Raw genomic sequence first — 18,730 nt, 5'->3', positions numbered from 1 at the left:
CGGCCCGGTAAAACCTGACCTATGACCTTACTTACGGTGATCGTGCCGGCCTACAATGAAGAGGCCACCTTATTTCTGCTGCTTTCCAAAGTAGTGGAAGCCGAACTCCCAGATGGTGTGGAGCGTGAGATCATTGTAGTCAACGATGCGTCCAAGGACCGAACGGCCCAAGAGGTGCAGCGTTTTCAAGACGAATACAAGCCCGAGCATTTTCAGTACTTCGAACAGGAGGTCAACTGCGGAAAAGGCGCGGCCATTCACAAGGGAATCGAACTGGCCAAAGGAGACTATCTCATTGTTCAGGACGCCGATTTGGAATACGACCCCCGTGAATTCGGCAGATTGTTGAAGCCAGCACTCGAAGGCTTTGCGGACGTGGTATACGGATCTCGATTCATGGGAGGCTACGCACACCGGATGCTCTTCTTTTGGCACAGCATTGGAAACCAGGTCCTCACCACCCTGTCCAACATGATGTGCAACCTGAACTTGAGCGATATGGAGACGTGCTACAAGCTCATTCGCACTGATATTGCGAAGTCACTAAACCTAGTGGAAAAGCGATTCGGATTTGAACCGGAAGTCACGGCCAAGCTTTCGCGGATTCCAAAAATTCGCATCTACGAAGTGGGCATCAGCTACTATGGAAGAACCTACGACGAAGGCAAGAAAATCGGCTGGCGCGATGGATTCCGCGCTATTTACTGCATTCTGAAGTACAATACATGGGCGAAAAGCTGATCCAAAACATCGGATTCGCGGCCTTCGCACTCCTTCTTTCCTGGCTTTTGTACTGGGCCCCCCAAAGCATGGGCGTTTTCGGGGGAAACGACAATTTTGCTCACTGGTTCTTGGCACGATACGCCTGGTCCCAACCGGAACTTTTCCTCCGAATGTGGGGGCGCCCTGTCTATACCTTCTTCTTTTCCTTTGCCGCCTACGGCGGGATAGAAGGCCTCAAGGTCCTCAACACCTTACTCTTCGGCCTCACCGCCCTCGTCACTGCAGACGCCGCCCGCTTGATGGGCTACCGATACCACTCTTGGTTGGCCGTACTGACCCTATCGGTTCCCCTCATGCTCGAAATGAGCATATCGGGCATGACCGAGATCCCGATGGCCTTGGTCGTAGTAGGTGCGCTTAATCTGTACCTCCGGGGTCATTACCTAGCGGCAGCCTTGTTGATCTCCTTTTCTCCCTTCACACGTCCAGAAGGGTGGTTGTTCATCGCAGGATTTGGTGGACTCTATCTCCTCCAGAAACGATGGAGAGCCCTCCCTTGGCTCCTCGGCGGACCGTTTTTTTTCGCCCTCGTGGGCTGGCCTGTTTACGGTTCCCCATTTTGGTTCTTGGAGCGAAGCCCGTACCCCATGGTTTCCCCCTACGGCTCCGGTTCTCTGTGGCGCTTTGTCAAGCACTTGCCGCGAGACCTCAATGCCCTAGTATTTGCGGGCTTTGTCGCGGGACACATCACCTTATTTCTCAAGATCAGCAAGGAACAACGATTGGCCCGATTAGCCCTCATCCTAGCCCCTTTTTGGCTTTTTGTTGCCGCTCATAGCTACATGTGGTATAAGGGAATTGCGGGCTCCATGGGGCTCATACGCGTTATCGTTTCCGTATTCCCTCTGGCTCTACTGATGTCTTGGTCGGCCTGGTCACTGTTGTTTCGACTGCCCAAAAAAGCGGGCGTTTACGCCGTTGCGCTCATCAGCCTTCTCAGTGTTCAGCAGGTATGGAGTGATTATCGATTTCCGAAACCCGAAGACGATTTCACGAAGTTCAGCCGAGAGGTAGGCTCTTGGTACCGCTCGAGTGACTATACCGAGAAACGACTGTTCTGCGACAATACCATGGTGCTGTATTTCACAGAAAAAAACCCCTTTCGCCAAGATCAGGTCCAGCGCTTTTTCCCCAAGAAGTACTTCCCCAAGGTAAAAGGCAACGACGCAGGGGCTTTTATTCTCTGGGATTCACGGATGACCAAGAGGCGCATACCGCTGGATCGTTTGATGAAAGCTCCGGATTACCGATTGGTGAAGGCCTTTTTCCCCAACAAGCACCTTTACGGCAAAAAAGATCTGGTGGAAGTGTATGCCTTTGAGCGCTTATCGGCACCTGGTAATCACGACAACTACGCCCGACTTGAGGATCCTGAAGTCTTGACCATTATCGACTAAGCACTTTGTCCGGGAATGGCCTCAATTAAGGACCTCGTATAGGCCGATTCTGGGTTGGCATAAACGGCTTCGGCTTCACCGTACTCTTCGATTTTCCCGGCATTCATCACGATCATCCGATCGCTCATATGCTTGACCACACTGAGGTCATGGGAAATGAAAATATAGGTCAATCCAAACTCCGTTTTAAGCTCATTGAGCAAATTCAGTACCTGGGCTTGGACACTGACGTCCAACGCGCTCACACTTTCGTCGCAGACAATGAATTTCGGTTGAACCGCGAGCGCCCTAGCGATACCAATACGCTGGCGCTGGCCCCCTGAAAATTCGTGCGGATAACGGCCGTAATGTTCTGCTCCAAGTCCCACCTTTTTCAGCAGCTCGATCACTTGATCTTTCCGCTCACCCCGGGCGTGAAGGCGATGAACCTCCATGGGTTCCTGAATGGCCTTGCCCACGGTCATACGCGGATTCAAACTCGAGAAGGGATCTTGGAAGATGATTTGCAGGTCTTTGCGCAGGGGCCGCATCTCCGACTTGCTGAGCCCGATGAGCTCTTTCTTTCCATATCGAACACTTCCGGAATGCGCTGCTTGAAGCCCCAGCAAGGTTCTTCCTAAGGTCGTTTTGCCGCAGCCCGATTCACCAACCAGCCCTAGGGTCTCCCCAGGATAGACCTCGAAGCTCACTCCATCAACGGCCTTCACGTATGAAGTCGCTTTACCCCAAAAATTGCTCTCAACCGGGAACCATGTCTTGAGCTCTTCGACCTGAATCATGGGCTCTTGTGCGTAGAGTTTCAGATGCTGCGCCTCACGGCGCGATGGATCCTCGCGTCGATCTTTTTCCACCCCGTCCAAATAATCCTGTACTGTAGGCAAGCTCATCACTCGATGATCCAGCGGCGGGCGACACGCCAATAGCCCCTTGGTGTAGGGGTGTTCGGGGCGTTTGAAAATATCCTCGGTGGGTCCGGATTCTACAATTTCTCCCCGGTACATCACCACCACCTTGTCGGCGATGTCCGCTACAACACCCAGGTCATGGGTAATGAAAATCACGCCCATTCCCAGCTCTTCTTGAAGCTCTTTGATCAACTCCAAAATGGTCTTTTGAACAGTGACATCCAGCGCCGTTGTGGGTTCATCAGCGATCAATAGATCGGGTTCACAACTAATGGCCATGGCAATCATGACCCGCTGTTTCTGTCCGCCCGAGATCTGGTGGGGATAGCTCTTGAAGATGGCTTCTGGTCTGGGAAGCTTGACCTTTTCAAAAAGCTCAAGCGTGAGCTTCTTAGCTTCTTTTTTATCCTTTGTTCGGTGCTCCAGAATAGCCTCCATGACTTGGTCTCCACAGGTAAAGACGGGATTCAAGGAGGTCATGGGTTCTTGGAAAATCATGGCAATGCGATTCCCGCGGTACTGACGCATTTTCCCTGGAGGAAGCTCCAGTAAATTCGTCGTACTTCCATCCGCTTCGTGGAAATGGACTCGACCTTGTGAAATACGCCCAGGGGGTTCCGGAATGAGGCGCATGACACTCAGCGACGTCACGGATTTACCCGAACCGGACTCACCGACCACACCGACGGTCTCACCCCGCCCAACGCTGAAGCTCACTCCCTTTACTGCAGGGGTATAACGTTTATCTGAGCGAAACTCAACAACTAAATTTTCTATGTCCAGTAGGGGCTTCATCCGGCAAAGAGATGCTGGAAGATACGTTCGATCTTGGATTCTTGAACTACGCGGATGCTAAAATCATCGGCCTTCACCTTGTTGAATTTGCTGATGTAGATCGCGTCAAAGCCCAGCTTTTCGGCCTCCTTAATTCGTTGTTCAATGCGCTGAACCGGCCGGATTTCTCCGGTGAGCCCAACTTCGGCTGCAAAACAGACCTTCTCCGTTAAAGCCAAATCCACATTGGAGCTCAAAACCGCTACCATTACTGCCAGATCAATGGCCGGATCGGCGACTTTAATGCCTCCCGTAATGTTTAGAAAGACATCCTTCTGGCCCAGCTGAAAACCACAACGTTTTTCGAGAACAGCGAGTAACATATTTAATCGTCGAAGGTCATAGCCCGTGGCAGAGCGTTGTGGGTTTCCGTACACCGCAGAGCTGACAAGCGCCTGAATTTCGATCATCATAGGGCGCATGCCTTCCAATGTAGCAGCCACAGCCGTGCCGCTGGTGGGGCCCTCTTTTTCCGAAATCAAGAGTTCGGAAGGGTTGGCGACTTCGCGAAGTCCACCGCCGTGCATTTCGTAAATACCGAGTTCTTGGGTGCTTCCAAATCGATTTTTGTGGGCGCGGAGCAGTCGGTAGTTGTAGTTGCGGTCCCCTTCAAATTGAAGGACAACATCCACCATGTGCTCCAATACTTTGGGGCCGGCTAGGTTGCCTTCTTTGGTGATGTGACCAATGACGAAAACAGGGACTCCTGAGTCCTTGGCATAGCGGATCAACTCCGCGGTACATTGACGAATTTGGGATACGCTTCCCGGTGCCGACTCAACGGTATCACTGTGCAAGGTTTGGATGGAGTCGATAACGAGCATTTGAGGAGCAACCTCGTCAGCCAGGGCAAAAATGTGCTGTGCGTTGGTCTCGGGAAGCAAGTAGCATTCTTCATTGGTTACCCCAATGCGCTCCGCCCGCATTCGTATTTGTTTTTCGCTTTCCTCTCCGCTGACGTATAAAATCTTGGTTCGCTTCATCCGCAGAGCGATCTGAAGCATCAAGGTCGATTTCCCGATGCCGGGCTCGCCGCCCAAGAGCACTACGGAGCCCGGAACTAAACCGCCTCCTAGTACCCGATTGAGCTCGTTACCCGCGGTGTTGATGCGCTGCTCTGCACCGAGATCGATTTCTTGAATGGGTTTGGGTTTGGTCGGAGCTTTTGACGATCCATTGGATTGCCAACCCGCCTTATCCTTTCCTTTGCGCACGAGTTCCTCGACGATGGTATTCCATTCGCCACAGGAGGTACATTGACCCATCCATTTGGCGTATTCGGTCCCACAATTCTGGCAGAAATAGGTGGTTTTGGTCTTAGCCATGCTCGTTCATTCGCTCAATCAAACCCGTGGTGCTTTTCCCGGGAACAAGATCTATGGTGGTCACCAATCCGCCATAACCCTGTACCAATTCATGGCCAACGATTTCTTCGATAGCGTAGTCACCGCCTTTGACGAGTACATCGGGGCGGACCAGCTCAATGAGCTTTGCGGGAGTGTCTTCCTCAAAGGAAATAACAGCGTCGACAAAGCTAAGGGATGCCAAGGCCAGGGCGCGGTCCTCAAGGCCTTTGACCGGTCTGCTTTCCCCTTTCAGACGCTTCACGGAGTCGTCGGAGTTCAAGCCTACCACCAAATGCTGTCCCAAGTCTCGGGCCTTGGCTAAATAGGTCAAGTGGCCAGAGTGGAGGAGGTCAAAACACCCATTGGTGAAGACCACCTTTTCCGCCATGAAGCTCCATAAGTGGCGCTGCTGTGGGAAAGATTGAAAGGTGTGAATTTTGGCTTGGACGTAGTCGAGATGCCCCATGTTTATTCGCTAGACCGATTCTTTCTGGTACGAGCTAAATATAGGGCAAAAAGGGCAATGGAACCGGCCACCAAAGACATGAGCGTTTGGCTCGTATGGACGAGGGTAGCGTAGGTCAATCCACTTTGTTTATTGAGGATGTCCTCAAGCCCATAGGAAGATCCAAGAACAGTCATCCCGTAGGAGACAGCAAGGTGATAGCTCCCAATACCTCCCTGTGACGGTACCACCATCCCTAGTCCGCCAATGACGGTCATGGTTATTCCGTCTCCTATGCCGAGGACGTCGAAGTTGGGAAGGGAAAAGAAATTGTAGTAGATCATCCCGAAATACGTGAACCAGATGATCAAGGTGTACCCAATAAATGCGCCTTTGCGCTTCATTTTATACACGGTTTTCATTCCGTCAAATACACCGAGTATAAACCCTCTTACCTTTTCGAAAAGAACGGTAGCCATCAATCGCTTTCGGAACACCCAGAACAGGACAAGTACTAGAACTCCTATCCCGGCGAGGTACAGAAGGAGTGTAGAAATTCCTCCTCCGCTACTACCTGTTGAACGCGCCTCACCAACGGCTGTAAAGAACCCCATAATGTTGTCGAATTGAACAATGAGGGCGGTGAGGATGAAGAGACCGAGAATAATGAAGTCGATCACCCGTTCAACGATCACCGTCCCAAAGAGCTTATCCACGGGGATGTCGTCAGTTTGACTCAAAGAGGTGCAACGGGCAATTTCACCTGCTCTGGGCACCAAAAGATTGGTGAAGTAGCCAATACTGACGGCGTGAATGCTGCGCCAGGTGTTGGCTTTGTATCCCATCGCGTCGATGAGGATGAGCCAACGAAGGCCCCGTGCCACATAGGCAAACCAACCCAAAAGGACGGTCCAAAGAACCCACCAGTAGTTGGCTTCGCTGAGATCTTGAATGAGTTCGTCAAGCTCGATGCCCTGAAAGGCAAAGAAAATAAGGACCCCGGTAATGACCAGGATCAAGATGGTGCGTAAAATCTTGCTGAACCGCTTATTCACTCGTCTGATTTAGTTGAGACGATTGGTTTCCTCGTTCGGGAAGACAATAGCGGGCTTAAAGGTTTTGGCCTCTTCGAAGTCCATTTGGGCATATCCGATGATGATGACGATGTCACCGGCTTGCACGCGTCGGGCCGCAGGCCCATTCATACAAACCTCTCCTGATCCTCGCTTTCCTTTGATCACGTAGGTTTCCAAGCGCTCGCCATTGTTGATGTTGACGATTTGCACCTTTTCCCCCTCGATCAAGTTCGCGGCATCCATGAGGTCTTCGTCGATGGTGATGCTGCCGATGTAGTGCAGATCAGCGTCGGTGATTTTGACCCGGTGGATCTTGGATTTACAGACTTCGATGAGCATAGTGTTCTGTTTGCGGCGCAAAATTACGCAATAATGCCAACATTGTCAATTAAGCGGACATCGCCTAAGTGTGCTGAAATGCAGGCCCGTACCTCGGTTTGCGCTGGCCATTCAATTAACCGTTCGAAGGTCTCAGGGTTCACAATTTCCAGGTACTCAAGTTCTATGGATGGCTCTTGGGCCAATTGGGCGCGAGCTTCGAGTAAGGCATTGGGAAGGGAGTCGTGAATGCCTTGATCTCTGAGGTAAAAAAGGGCTTTAGAGAGGATGGTAGCGGTGCGTCGTTGTTCGGGAGACAGACGCAAATTCCTGGAGCTCAGGGCCAGTCCATCGGACTCACGCACCGTTGGGCAGGCCACAACCTCTACGGAGTGTCCAGTTACTTCAACCATGCGCCGAATGACGGCTACCTGCTGGAAGTCCTTTTCGCCAAAGTAGGCGACATGCGGCTGAACCAGTCGGAAGAGGTGATCGACCACCGTGGCGACTCCTTGAAAATGACCAGGACGGTGTTCGCCTTCAATAACCGAGTCCAGATGACCCAGGTCGTAGTGATGGGCCTGAACACCTTTTGGGTACATCTCTTCATCCGACGGGAAAAAGACCGCATCACAACCCGCGCTGCGAAGGAGTTCCAAGTCCTTTTGAGGCTGTCTGGGGTAGGTGCTTAGATCGTTAGGATTGTTGAACTGGGTAGGATTCACGTAGATGGACACCACCGTGAAAGAGTTCTCGGCTACAGAGCGCTCAATGAGGTTCAAGTGACCCGAATGAAGGGCTCCCATGGTCGGTACAAATCCGATCCGACATCCGCCCGCGAGGGCGTCATCCAATCTCCGCCGAAGGTCGGCTACATGGCGGTAAGAATCCATAGGAAGACAGGGTGCGTTAAGGAAGCAAACATAGCACTATCCTTGATAAAACGGTAAAATTTGCGTAATTTCGCGTCTTCTCAATTGACAAGATTAAAGCGGATTATGGAAAAGAAGAGAATCCTCTACGTTTCGCAAGAAATAACCCCCTACCTACCTGAATCACCGATATCTAAACTCTCCCAAGACCTACCAACCTTAATGAACGAAGCCGGCCACGAAGTGCGCATTTTTATGCCGCGTTTTGGCTGCATCAATGAGCGTCGTCACCAATTGCACGAAGTCATTCGTCTTTCTGGAATGAACCTCATTGTCAACGATATGGACCAGCCTTTGATCATCAAAGTGGCCAGCATTCCTACTTCTCGCATCCAGGTGTACTTCATCGATAACGAAGAGTACTTTAAGCGCAAAGCGACCTTGACCGATGATAAGGGAGACCTATTCGCGGACAACGACGAACGCAGCTTGTTCTTCTGTCGCGGAGTACTGGAAACGGTTAAGAAATTGGGCTGGAAACCGGATGTTATCCACGCTCACGGCTGGATGACTTCCATGTTGCCGATTTACCTGAAAAAGAACTTTGCGGACGATCCGATTTTTGAGGACAGCAAGTTGGTGTACTCCTTGTACAACAATGAGTTCAGTGGAAGCCTCAGTGAGGATATGGCTAAGAAAATCAAGTTGAACGAAGGAGAGAAATGTGTGGAGACCATTTCTACACCGGACTTCATGAACTTGAACAAGATTGCCATTGAGCACAGTGACGCTGTGACCGTTGGAACCGAAGGCGTATCTGAGGACCTGAAGGCACACGCTACAGACCGCGGATTGCCGTTGTTGGACGTAGTGAGTGACGAAGAGCGCTCTCAAGCGTACCAAGAGTTCTACCAAGAAATCCTGGTAGAAGAATCTGTAGCCTAAGGCACTAAACCAACCGCTCAAGAGTTATTGGAACATGAAGCACTGGATTAGATTGTGCAGCCTCGCCTTGCTGGTGGGGCTTCTTTCTTGTGAGAAGGACGTTTCGAGTATTGGGGTGGACATCCAGCCCCCAGAGGATCGGATCGATGTTCTGCGCATGGATACCTTGACCTTGACGGCCTTCCGACTTCCAGATGATTCAACGGGAACGGCCACACTTTTCCGCTCGCCTTTGGGCCGGATGATGGATCCCGTCTTTGGGTTTACCCAAGCGGACTTCTTCACACAAATCCGCCTCCCGAGCAACAACGTGCTTTTCGAGGATAATCCGGTCTGTGATTCGGTAGTGTTATCGGTCCGCTTTGACAGCCCGGGGATGTACGGTCCAACGGATCAGCCGAATATGCTCGGCATCACCATCTACGAGATGACCGAGGCGATGGAAGCCGTATTGGACACCTTCTACTATTCCAATAAGACCTTTGAATTTGATCCAACGCCGCTTTTGGACACCTTGTTTGTGCCTTCCATTGAAGACACCGTGAGTTCAGGAGAATTGGGTCCCGACACTATGAATTTGAGAATGCCGGCATCCTTTGGTCAGCGCGTCTTGGATGGATCGGCGGATGATTTGCTGAACAACGAGAACTTCAGTCAGTACATCAAAGGACTGCACTTCACCACCAAGGTATCGAGCGAGATGTTCTATTTGGACATGCCGGACCCGGCTACGCGCATGACCATCTACTACCACAATGATGAGTTGGACAGCTTGAGTTACAGCTTGGTCTTTAACAGCAACGCTCAACGATCGAACCGATTCTACCACGACTACAGTGCCACATCGCTCAGCTTAAAACCGGTAGACACCACGGGCTATGGAGAGCCGGAAGCCTATGTACAAGGTTTGAATGGAATGCGCACGGCTATTCGGATTCCAGGATTAACCGCTTTGCGGGACAGCAACATCATCATCAATCAAGCAATCATTGAATTTCCGCTGGTCGATGGGTCCAACATGGTTTGGGAAGAAGTGGCCAATATGGTGCTCCTAAAGATGAACGAAGAAGGACAAACGAGCTCCTTGATTGACCAGTCTGAAGGCACCGAACATTATATGGGAGGATTTCAATCTTCCGAGAATAAATATACCTTTAACATCGCTCGGCACGTCCACTCGGTGATCAACGACGGGGAACCCAACGAAACCCTGGTCTTGGTCGTGTCTGGAAATGCCATTCGAGCGAACCGCGCTGTGTTGAAAGGCTCCGACCCGAACCTATACGGGGAAGACCGCATGAAATTGATTTTGACATACACTAAACCGTAGCACCTATGTGTGGTATTGTCGGGTATTTGGGTCATAGAGAGGCCTATCCCATCGTCATCAACGGACTCAAGCGATTGGAGTATCGAGGATACGACAGCGCCGGCGTTGCTTTGTTGCAAAACGCCGACTTCAATCTCTTTAAAAAGAAAGGAAAGGTCAGTGACTTGGAAGCCGAAGTAGGCGACCACGACACCACCAGTACCATGGCCATTGGCCATACCCGTTGGGCAACGCACGGAGCGCCATCGGACCACAACTCGCATCCGCATTACAGCGAGAACGAAGAGATGGTCTTGGTCCACAACGGAATCATTGAGAATTTTGACACGCTTAAAGCGGAGCTCCAAAAGCGGGGATACAGCTTTAAGAGTGAAACGGATACAGAGGTATTGGTCAACTTGATTGACGATGCCTATCGCGCCGCAGGCGTAAGCTTTGAAGAAGCGGTGCGAACAGCACTTCAGCAGGTGATTGGAGCCTATGCCATTGTGGTCATGTCCAAGAACAACCAAGATACGGTCATCTGCGCGCGCAAGGGAAGTCCCTTGGTCATTGGTGTCGGGGAGGAGGAATACTTCATCGCCTCAGATGCCACGCCATTTTTGGAGTTCACGAACAACGCGGTTTACTTGGAGGAAGATGAAATGGCCGTGCTTCAGGTTGGTCAGGAAATGAAGATCTCGAAGATTCATTCCAGCGAGTCCATCACGCCGTACGTGCAAGAGCTTCAGCTCAGCTTGGAGATGATTGAGAAGGGTGGTTTTGACCACTTCATGCTCAAGGAGATTTACGAGCAGCCACGCAGTGTGCGCGATACCTTGAGAGGACGCCTACTGCCGGAAGAAGGCATCATCAACATGAGCGGTATTCGGGAGTATGAGAGCAAGTTCTTGAACGCCCACCGCATCATCATCATAGGTTGTGGAACCAGCTGGCACGCCGGACTGGTGGCCGAGTACCTCTTCGAAGATTTGGCGCGTATGCCGGTCGAAGTAGAGTACGCGAGTGAGTTCCGCTACCGCAACCCGGTCATCAACGAAAACGATGTGGTAATTGCCATATCACAGTCTGGTGAAACGGCCGATACCTTGGCGGCCATTCGATTAGCCAAGAGCCGAGGGGCCACTATTTTTGGGGTGTGCAACGTGGTGGGAAGTTCCATCGCTCGGGAGACCGATGCAGGAGCCTACACCCATGCCGGACCCGAGATCGGAGTGGCTTCGACCAAGGCCTTTACGGCTCAAGTGACCGTATTGACTTTGATTGCCATGGAATTGGGCCGTCGCCGAGGAGTGCTCTCTGAAAGCCGCTACCGCGAGCTGGTTTGGGAGCTTGACCGAGTGCCCGATTACATCGAAGAGCTCTTGAAGGAGGACGCGCACATTCAGCACATCGCGGCGCAATACAAAGACGCCAACAACGCCTTGTACCTGGGCCGAGGATACAACTTCCCCGTGGCCTTGGAAGGAGCGCTGAAGCTTAAAGAGATTAGCTACATCCACGCCGAAGGATATCCGGCCGCAGAGATGAAGCACGGACCCATTGCCTTGATCGACCGCGACATGCCGGTGGTTTTTATTGCTCCGCGCCGCGGACATTACGAAAAGGTACTGAGCAACATGCAGGAAGTACACGCGCGCTCCGGCCGCATTCTGGCCATTGTAAACCAGAAGGACGGTCAGGTGGAAGAGCTGAGCGAGGACGTGATTGTCATTCCGGACACGGAAGAGGCCTTCACTCCGCTTTTAGCCACGGTGCCTTTGCAGCTGCTGTCCTACCACATAGCCGTGATGCGCGGAACCAATGTGGATCAGCCGCGGAACCTAGCCAAGTCGGTTACGGTAGAATAAGAGCAGTGCCTACGGCACGATGCCCCCTTATCGGTTATTGAAATCGTTCATGGTACGCTGGAGCCCAGCCGTTCCAAAGGACTTAATCATGTCGATTGCCAAGTCGATGCGCGCGCCCAGTTCGGGCTGCTCTTCTGCGCCCCATTCCCCCAAGACATAGTCTACTTGACGGCCTTTGGCGAAGTCATTCCCCACGCCGAAGCGCAGACGCGCGTAGTTCGGGTGTCCCAGCAATTGTTGGATGTTCTTGAGCCCGTTGTGACCTCCATCGCTTCCTTTCCCCTTGAGGCGAAGCTTACCAAAAGGCAGGGCTAAATCGTCCGTGACCACCAAGATCTGGTTCGCCGGCACTTTCTCCTTTTGCATCCAGTAGTTGACCGCCTTACCGCTGAGGTTCATATAGGTATTCGGCTTGATGAGCACGAAGGGACGCCCCTTCCATTTGAACTCGGCCCGATCCCCATAGCGGTCGGCAGAAAAAGAAATACTGGATGACTCTGCGAGTGCATCCAGTATTTGAAATCCAATGTTGTGACGGGTATTCGCGTACTCCGCCCCAATATTTCCTAGGCCTACAATGAGACTCTTCTTCACGCTTATTCAGCTGCTTCAGCGGCAGGAGCTTCGGCTGCTTCGCCTTCACCACCTTCGCCTTCTTCGTCTTCGTCTTCTTCGTCATCATCGACTGCGTTACGAGCAGTCAAGACAGCTACGACTACAGAGCGTGATGCATTGAGAATTTCGAAAGGCTTACCTTCTTGAATATCAGCAACCGTTTTGGTGTGGCCAATACGCATGTTGGTAATGTCGATTTCGATGGCGCTTGGAAGATCTTTAGGCAAAGCCTTCACTTGCAAACGGCGCTGTGCATGACGCAATTTACCCCCGTTACGTACCCCAAGGGCGCTACCTTGCAAGTGTACAGGAATCTGCATGATGACCTCTTTGTCATCAAAGACTTGCATGAAGTCTGCGTGCATCAACTCATCAGTTACCGGGTGGTACTGAGTGGCCTTCAAAACCGCTTGAACTTTTTTTCCGTCGATATCGAGCTCAACCAAGTGAGCGTCTGCTGTAAAGATGAGGTCTTTAAAGCTGCGGGTATTGGTGTAGAAGTGGATGTTTTCCTCTCCTCCATAAACGACGCAAGGAACCAACTCTTCACGACGCAATCCTTTGGCGTCTTTCTTTCCAACTACCTCACGTAGTTTTCCGCTGATCGATACTACTTCCATTTCGCTTTTCTTTTTGAGTGCTTATACGATAAAGTGCGAACTAATTGACTTATGCTTGCTGACCCGTTTGAACACATTAGCAAAGAGCGGCGCCACACTCACCACGCGGATCTTTGCCGATTGCTGACGCAACGGGATGGTATCAGTGACGATCAACTCTTCCAAAGCCGAATTCTCAATGCGCTCGTAGGCACTGCCTGAGAGCACTGGATGGGTACAAACTGCGCGCACGCTGCGTGCTCCTTGCTCCATCATCAAATCGGCCGCTTTGGTCAGTGTTCCGGCGGTGTCAATAATGTCATCCACCAAAACAATGTCGCGATCCGTCACATCTCCAATGACCGTCATCTTTTCGATGACATTGGCCTTCAGACGTTGTTTATAGCAAATCACCACCTCAGCGTTGAGGTATTTGGCGTAGGAGTTTGCTCGCTTCGACCCACCCATATCAGGGGAGGCGATCGTGAGGTTATCCAATTTCAAACTCTCCAAGTACGGCAAGAAAATAGCCGACGCGAAGAGGTGATCTACTGGTACTTCAAAGAACCCTTGGATTTGATCCGCGTGCAGGTCCATGGTCACAATGCGGGTAGCTCCCGCGGCGGTCAACAAGTTGGCCACCATTTTGGCACCGATGGGTACACGAGGCTTATCCTTGCGATCTTGCCGCGCCCAACCGAAGTAAGGCATCACCGCGATAATCTGCTTGGCAGAAGCACGCTTTGCGGCGTCGATCATCAGCAACAACTCCATCAAGTTTTCGGTAGGTGGATTGGTGCTGTTCACTAGGAACACTTTATCTCCACGAACCGTCTCTTCAAAACTTGGCTGGAACTCGCCGTCGCTGAATTCCGAGGTGACGATATTACCCAGTTCTACACCGTACTCGTCCGCAATTCTTTCCCCTAAAACTTTAGAAGCATTACCAGAGAAAATCTTCACTTTCGAAGCCATGATGGTGCGGTACTTTTGGTTAGGTAATAGGCGCCAACTCCCTTAAAGGGCTGCAAATTTAAGAAACTATTTCAAACCTTAAACCATATTTCTCAGGCGATTAGGTAAAAATTTACCGCCCTCTCTTTGCGTATTTCATAATTGGTGGTACTTTTGCCTTCCCAATTTGCCCGGGTGGCGGAATTGGTAGACGCGCTGGATTCAAAATCCAGTTCTGGCAACAGAGTGCGGGTTCGATTCCCGCCCCGGGTACAAGAAAGAAGCAAAGCCCCGCTCATCGAGCGGGGTTTTTTGCATTCTGACGGCACTGGAAGCTCGCTTCCAAGTGCCATAAGAATGCGAATTCCATTCGAAGAATGGCTTTGCTTCTGCACTTGTAACCCCCTCCCCATTGGAATCCTCGCCGCGAAGGCGGCGAACTTCCTGCTCCTCTAGGACTCGAATTCTTTCCTTCTAGCCCCCTCCTCAGAATGACTTAACTTACAGACGAATGTCTGTTTCCATCATACATAGAAGTATACGCCGCATTGCCCTGATGTGCGCCATTATTCTATTCTCCAAAGGTGCCCAAGCCCAAGAGGACCGTTGGGATAATATGCTCTTTGTGGGCAACAAGATCAGTTGGGGGCAAGAACGATGGAAGACGACCGGTGAGCTACAGTTCCGATTGAAGGATGATCTAAGAGCCTTGGATCAGTGGTTTGTGGAAGGGATGGGATCTTATTTGGCTTCAAAGAACTGGGAATTCACACTACCCGTGCGCTATGCCGTAAAACCGGAGTTTAATGAGTTCAGACCGGGATTTGGAGCACTCTATAAGATGTATCCCAAGAGTGCTGAACTCATTCAGATTTCTCACCAGGTCCTTTACCAGGCGGACATCAATCCCAATGAGGTGCAACACGGATTGCGCTATGTGGCTTTTTACAACCACAAGATCAACGAATCCCTTATTCCCAACGCGGCAGCCGGGATCTTCTATCGATGGTCCGAAGACTATACCGGTATTCAATTTGCCCGGGCAGGTGTTGGCCTGACCTACATTGTGGACGCCAAGCACACCTTGAACTTCACCTACTTCGTCGGAGCAACCTACAATGGTGAATTAACCTCTTATCAAGGCATGCCTTTTCTACAGGCCATCTTCAACCTGGGCACCAACTTCCAGCACATCCCGGCCAAGTACATCAACTTCTAGGGAAAAGAATCCCATCGGCCCGTAGGGCCAAGAAAACAACCGAGGGCTTTTCTGCGTTTTTAATACACCTTTGTACATTAGCCTCCTTGAGCAGTATTTTATGAGAACGCGTTGGCAGATTTGGGCTCCCACGGCATTGGCATTTGCGCTGGTGCTCGGTATTTATATTGGGATGAAGTTGGATTATGGGCAGAACGCATACGTGCTCATGGCGCCGGATCGGCAGCACCAAAAGATCAACCAACTGATCGACTACATCAACCGCGATTACGTGGATGAGATCGATACGGATTCCCTACTCGACAAGACCATTGAAGACATTCTAGGCCAACTGGATCCCCACAGCACCTACATCCACAAATCGGAATTTGCAGCCGTAGAGGAGAGCATGCAGGGGAACTTCCAAGGCATCGGTGTGGAATTCGAACTCCAAAGGGATACCATCGTGGTGGTCTCACCCATTTCCGGCGGGCCATCCGAGCAACTCGGTATTGAAGCGGGGGACCGCATTGTGACGGTGAACGGAGACACCGTGGCGGGCATCGGCATGCAAAACCGAGATGTGATCGCCAAACTCCGCGGTAAAAAAGGTTCTACGGTAGACGTTCAGATCTTCCGCAACGGCAATTCCGACCTCTTAGACTTCACCATCGAGCGGGACGATATTCCCCTCGTTAGCATCGACGTCGCCTACATGGTCAACGACAGCGTGGGCTACATCAAGCTAAGCCGATTTGCCGAAACCAGCTACCGCGAATTTGCTCTAGCCCGTCAAGAACTTCTGGACCAAGGGATGGAGCAACTCATCTTTGATCTGCGCGGAAACCCCGGCGGCTACCTTCACATCGCAGACAAAATTGCCGACGAATTCTTAGCCGATGGCGAGCTCGTGGTCTTTACCGAAGGCCGCTCCCGCGAACGCAAATACTACTACGCATCCGAAAAAGGCGAACTCGAAGACATGCCCCTCGTGGTCATGATTGACGAAGGAAGTGCATCGGCCAGTGAGATCATCGCCGGCGCCCTGCAGGACAACGACCGCGCTGAAATCGTGGGTCGCCGCAGCTTCGGAAAAGGACTGGTCCAAGAGCAGTGGGAACTCAGTGACGGTTCCGCCTTGCGCCTGACGGTTGCCCGTTATTATACCCCTACGGGGCGATGCATTCAGCGGCCCTACACAGACGACCGCGAGGCCTATTATATGGACTCGTATGAATTCGACGAAGCCTACGGGGAAGACAGCACCAGCACCGTGGAGGAAGAACTCGTCTTCACCACACCGGCCGGAGATACCGTCTACGGGGGAGGAGGAATCTTACCCGATCACATTACACCCATTGATTCAGCGGGGCGCACGCGTTGGTTCTACGAAGTGCTGAGCTACGGAGACCTCCGCAAATTCAGCTTCCAATACGCCGACACTCACCGCGAGACCTTGAACGCGACCTACGGATCAGCCAACGACTTTGCGCGCGATTTCGAATTGCCCGAAGAAGTCTTCGAGGCATACCTTGACCAAGCTCGTGAAGGGGGTGCAGAAGTGGAATGGGGACGCAATGATCGCTCGGAGCTCCTGGTGCGCACGCGCATCAAGGCCATGATCGGTCGCCAGGTTTGGGGCTCCTCGGCCTTTTACCCGGTCATTCACCAAGCGGATCTCGGAATGCAGACGGCCCTCGAAGCTTTGGGCCAATAAGACTTATCCCAATACTTTAGACCAGTTCAATTGCTCGCGCAGAGTGCTCACCACCTGCTCGACCGGAACGCGCTCTTGCTTCATGCTGTCGCGCTCGCGAATGGTCACTTGATTGTCTTCTAATGAGTCGTGGTCGATGGTCACGCAGTACGGCGTACCAATGGCGTCTTGACGGCGGTAGCGCTTACCAATGGCGTCCTTCTCATCGTACTGACAATTGAACTCCATCTTCAAGCGGTCCATAATCTCACGAGCCTTCTCCGGAAGTCCGTCTTTCTTGACCAGAGGCAACACCGCCACCTTCACTGGAGCCAAAACCGGAGGAATATTCATCACCGTACGGGTAGATCCGTCCTCCAAAGTCTCTTCGTTCAACGAATGACTCAAGACGGCCAAGAACATACGGTCTAGTCCAATGGAAGTCTCCACAACATACGGCACATAGCTCTCGCCCAATTCAGGGTCGAAGTACTGCAGCTTGCGGCCGCTGTGCTCCTCGTGGCTCTTGAGGTCAAAGTCCGTACGGCTGTGGATTCCTTCGAGCTCTTTGAAGCCCATTGGGAATCGGAATTCAATATCGGCTGCGGCGTTGGCGTAGTGCGCCAATTTCTCGTGATCGTGGAAACGGTAGCGCTCGGGCTCAATGCCCAAGTTGTGGTGCCACTTCATGCGCGCCTCTTTCCAGTACGCGTACCACTTCATTTCTTCCCCCGGACGAACGAAGAACTGCAGCTCCATCTGCTCAAACTCCCGCATGCGGAAGATGAATTGACGGGCGATGATTTCGTTTCGGAAGGCTTTACCAATCTGCGCAATTCCAAATGGAATTTTCATCCGCGCACTTTTCTGCACGTTCAAGAAATTCACAAAAATTCCCTGTGCAGTCTCCGGACGCAAGTACACCTTGCTGGATCCATCGGCTGTAGAACCCATCTCCGTTCCGAACATGAGGTTGAACTGGCGAACATCCGTCCAATTCTTCGATCCGGATACCGGATCAGCAATCCCCAATTCCTCGATCAAGGCCTTCACATCCGCGAGGTCTTCCGCATCGAGTGAGCGGGCCATGCGCTGGATAATCTCTTCTTGCTGCTGGCGGTACTTCAGAACGCGAGGATTGGTCGAAACAAACTGCTCCTCGTCAAAGCTATCCCCAAAGCGCTTGCGGGCTTTGGTGATTTCCTTCTCAGCTTTGTTTTCCAATTTGGCGCAGTAGTCTTCGATCAGGACATCGGCGCGGTAGCGCTTTTTCGAGTCCTTGTTGTCGATCATGGGATCGTTAAAGGCATCGACGTGACCGGAGGCCTTCCACACGGTTGGGTGCATAAAAATGGCGGTGTCAATCCCCACGATGTTTTCGTGCATCTGGGTCATGGACTTCCACCAGTACTGCTTGATGTTGTTCTTGAGTTCCGCGCCGTAGGGGCCGTAATCGTATACGGCACTCAGACCGTCATAAACCTCACTACTGGGGAATACAAATCCGTACTCTTTGGCGTGCGAAACAATCGCTTTCAGTTGATCCTCTTGCTGCATGCCGCAAAAG

At 51.8% G+C, this 18,730-nt stretch carries 17 protein-coding genes and 1 tRNA gene; 8 read left to right on the top strand and 10 right to left on the bottom strand.

Annotated elements, in window-relative coordinates; translation table 11 throughout:
* The first annotated feature begins 21 nt into the window (after positions 1-21).
* On the top strand, positions 22-741 hold the full coding sequence (locus tag HZ996_02830; protein QTN38117.1) for a glycosyltransferase family 2 protein: 720 nt from the start codon (positions 22-24) through the stop codon (positions 739-741).
* Positions 726-2,180 (top strand): hypothetical protein, encoded by a 1,455-nt coding sequence (locus HZ996_02825; GenBank protein ID QTN38116.1) that lies wholly within the window; start codon positions 726-728, stop codon positions 2,178-2,180. The genes HZ996_02830 and HZ996_02825 overlap by 16 nt, the downstream gene beginning before the upstream one ends.
* Here the strand turns inward: HZ996_02825 and HZ996_02820 are convergent.
* The 6 genes from HZ996_02820 to HZ996_02795 are packed head-to-tail and all read right to left on the bottom strand — an operon-like array spanning position 2,177 to position 7,997.
* Positions 2,177-3,880 (bottom strand): ABC transporter ATP-binding protein, encoded by a 1,704-nt coding sequence (locus HZ996_02820; GenBank protein QTN38115.1) that lies wholly within the window; start codon positions 3,878-3,880, stop codon positions 2,177-2,179. The two genes, HZ996_02825 and HZ996_02820, sit on opposite strands and share 4 nt — an antisense overlap.
* Positions 3,877-5,244, bottom strand: coding sequence for a DNA repair protein RadA (radA, locus tag HZ996_02815; GenBank protein ID QTN38114.1), 1,368 nt, complete (start codon positions 5,242-5,244; stop codon positions 3,877-3,879). Before radA ends, HZ996_02820 begins: the two co-directional genes overlap by 4 nt.
* Complete coding sequence (gene rfaE2, locus HZ996_02810) at positions 5,237-5,731, bottom strand: D-glycero-beta-D-manno-heptose 1-phosphate adenylyltransferase (GenBank protein ID QTN38113.1); 495 nt, start codon at positions 5,729-5,731, stop codon at positions 5,237-5,239. Before rfaE2 ends, radA begins: the two co-directional genes overlap by 8 nt.
* Positions 5,732-5,733: 2 nt before the next feature.
* Entirely contained in the window at positions 5,734-6,765 is a 1,032-nt protein-coding gene (locus tag HZ996_02805; protein QTN38112.1) for a flippase-like domain-containing protein, read from the bottom strand.
* A gap of 9 nt (positions 6,766-6,774) precedes the next feature.
* Positions 6,775-7,125, bottom strand: a complete 351-nt coding sequence (locus HZ996_02800) for an aspartate 1-decarboxylase (GenBank protein QTN38111.1) — start codon at positions 7,123-7,125, stop codon at positions 6,775-6,777.
* Between the two features lie 23 nt (positions 7,126-7,148).
* Positions 7,149-7,997, bottom strand: coding sequence for a pantoate--beta-alanine ligase (locus tag HZ996_02795; GenBank protein ID QTN38110.1), 849 nt, complete (start codon positions 7,995-7,997; stop codon positions 7,149-7,151).
* Between the two features lie 105 nt (positions 7,998-8,102).
* On the opposite strand from HZ996_02795, the gene HZ996_02790 reads away from it, so the two are divergent.
* From HZ996_02790 to glmS, 3 genes are read left to right on the top strand one after another with little or no spacing between them, the layout of a single operon-like run.
* On the top strand, positions 8,103-8,921 hold the full coding sequence (locus HZ996_02790; protein ID QTN38109.1) for a glycogen/starch synthase: 819 nt from the start codon (positions 8,103-8,105) through the stop codon (positions 8,919-8,921).
* 34 nt (positions 8,922-8,955) lie between these two features.
* Entirely contained in the window at positions 8,956-10,251 is a 1,296-nt protein-coding gene (locus HZ996_02785) for a DUF4270 domain-containing protein (protein ID QTN38108.1), read from the top strand.
* 5 nt (positions 10,252-10,256) lie between these two features.
* A complete protein-coding gene (gene glmS, locus HZ996_02780) occupies positions 10,257-12,101 on the top strand; it encodes a glutamine--fructose-6-phosphate transaminase (isomerizing) (GenBank protein ID QTN38107.1) in 1,845 nt (614 codons plus the stop codon).
* Between the two features lie 27 nt (positions 12,102-12,128).
* Here glmS and HZ996_02775 read toward each other — a convergent pair whose 3' ends face one another.
* From HZ996_02775 to HZ996_02765, 3 genes are read right to left on the bottom strand one after another with little or no spacing between them, the layout of a single operon-like run.
* Positions 12,129-12,701 carry an aminoacyl-tRNA hydrolase gene (locus tag HZ996_02775; protein QTN39989.1) on the bottom strand — a complete coding sequence of 191 codons (573 nt, stop codon included), beginning with the start codon at positions 12,699-12,701 and terminating at the stop codon, positions 12,129-12,131.
* Positions 12,698-13,336: a 50S ribosomal protein L25/general stress protein Ctc gene (locus HZ996_02770; GenBank protein ID QTN38106.1), complete on the bottom strand. Its 639-nt coding sequence runs from the start codon at positions 13,334-13,336 to the stop codon at positions 12,698-12,700. Before HZ996_02770 ends, HZ996_02775 begins: the two co-directional genes overlap by 4 nt.
* A gap of 21 nt (positions 13,337-13,357) precedes the next feature.
* The gene (locus HZ996_02765) at positions 13,358-14,290 is read right to left on the bottom strand and encodes a ribose-phosphate pyrophosphokinase (GenBank protein QTN38105.1); all 933 of its coding nucleotides are present in this window, start codon (positions 14,288-14,290) and stop codon (positions 13,358-13,360) included.
* Positions 14,291-14,458: 168 nt separating this feature from the next.
* On the opposite strand from HZ996_02765, the gene HZ996_02760 reads away from it, so the two are divergent.
* The 3 genes from HZ996_02760 (at position 14,459) to HZ996_02750 (ending at position 17,184) form a co-directional block, all read left to right on the top strand.
* Positions 14,459-14,542: transfer RNA gene (locus tag HZ996_02760), tRNA-Leu, on the top strand.
* Between the two features lie 238 nt (positions 14,543-14,780).
* The gene (locus HZ996_02755; protein ID QTN38104.1) at positions 14,781-15,488 is read left to right on the top strand and encodes a DUF2490 domain-containing protein; all 708 of its coding nucleotides are present in this window, start codon (positions 14,781-14,783) and stop codon (positions 15,486-15,488) included.
* A gap of 100 nt (positions 15,489-15,588) precedes the next feature.
* Positions 15,589-17,184, top strand: coding sequence for a S41 family peptidase (locus HZ996_02750; protein ID QTN38103.1), 1,596 nt, complete (start codon positions 15,589-15,591; stop codon positions 17,182-17,184).
* Between the two features lie 3 nt (positions 17,185-17,187).
* Here HZ996_02750 and HZ996_02745 read toward each other — a convergent pair whose 3' ends face one another.
* Positions 17,188-18,720, bottom strand: a complete 1,533-nt coding sequence (locus HZ996_02745; GenBank protein QTN38102.1) for a glycine--tRNA ligase — start codon at positions 18,718-18,720, stop codon at positions 17,188-17,190.
* Positions 18,721-18,730 lie beyond the last annotated feature (10 nt).

The organism is Cryomorphaceae bacterium (genome assembly GCA_017798125.1).
Classification (GTDB): domain Bacteria; phylum Bacteroidota; class Bacteroidia; order Flavobacteriales; family ECT2AJA-044; genus ECT2AJA-044.
This window is presented reverse-complemented; position numbering and strand designations above follow the sequence as displayed.

What these genes read in the sequence shown, in the direction of transcription:
- HZ996_02830 (QTN38117.1), top strand. Translation starts at nt 22, where the DNA reads ATGACCTTACTTACGGTGATCGTGCCGGCCTACAATGAAGAGGCCACC.
- HZ996_02825 (QTN38116.1), top strand. Translation starts at nt 726, where the DNA reads ATGGGCGAAAAGCTGATCCAAAACATCGGATTCGCGGCCTTCGCACTC.
- HZ996_02820 (QTN38115.1), bottom strand. Translation starts at nt 3,880, where the DNA reads ATGAAGCCCCTACTGGACATAGAAAATTTAGTTGTTGAGTTTCGCTCA.
- radA (QTN38114.1), bottom strand. Translation starts at nt 5,244, where the DNA reads ATGGCTAAGACCAAAACCACCTATTTCTGCCAGAATTGTGGGACCGAA.
- rfaE2 (QTN38113.1), bottom strand. Translation starts at nt 5,731, where the DNA reads ATGGGGCATCTCGACTACGTCCAAGCCAAAATTCACACCTTTCAATCT.
- HZ996_02800 (QTN38111.1), bottom strand. Translation starts at nt 7,125, where the DNA reads ATGCTCATCGAAGTCTGTAAATCCAAGATCCACCGGGTCAAAATCACC.
- HZ996_02795 (QTN38110.1), bottom strand. Translation starts at nt 7,997, where the DNA reads ATGGATTCTTACCGCCATGTAGCCGACCTTCGGCGGAGATTGGATGAC.
- HZ996_02790 (QTN38109.1), top strand. Translation starts at nt 8,103, where the DNA reads ATGGAAAAGAAGAGAATCCTCTACGTTTCGCAAGAAATAACCCCCTAC.
- HZ996_02785 (QTN38108.1), top strand. Translation starts at nt 8,956, where the DNA reads ATGAAGCACTGGATTAGATTGTGCAGCCTCGCCTTGCTGGTGGGGCTT.
- glmS (QTN38107.1), top strand. Translation starts at nt 10,257, where the DNA reads ATGTGTGGTATTGTCGGGTATTTGGGTCATAGAGAGGCCTATCCCATC.
- HZ996_02770 (QTN38106.1), bottom strand. Translation starts at nt 13,336, where the DNA reads ATGGAAGTAGTATCGATCAGCGGAAAACTACGTGAGGTAGTTGGAAAG.
- HZ996_02765 (QTN38105.1), bottom strand. Translation starts at nt 14,290, where the DNA reads ATGGCTTCGAAAGTGAAGATTTTCTCTGGTAATGCTTCTAAAGTTTTA.
- HZ996_02755 (QTN38104.1), top strand. Translation starts at nt 14,781, where the DNA reads ATGTCTGTTTCCATCATACATAGAAGTATACGCCGCATTGCCCTGATG.
- HZ996_02750 (QTN38103.1), top strand. Translation starts at nt 15,589, where the DNA reads ATGAGAACGCGTTGGCAGATTTGGGCTCCCACGGCATTGGCATTTGCG.
- HZ996_02745 (QTN38102.1), bottom strand. Translation starts at nt 18,720, where the DNA reads ATGCAGCAAGAGGATCAACTGAAAGCGATTGTTTCGCACGCCAAAGAG.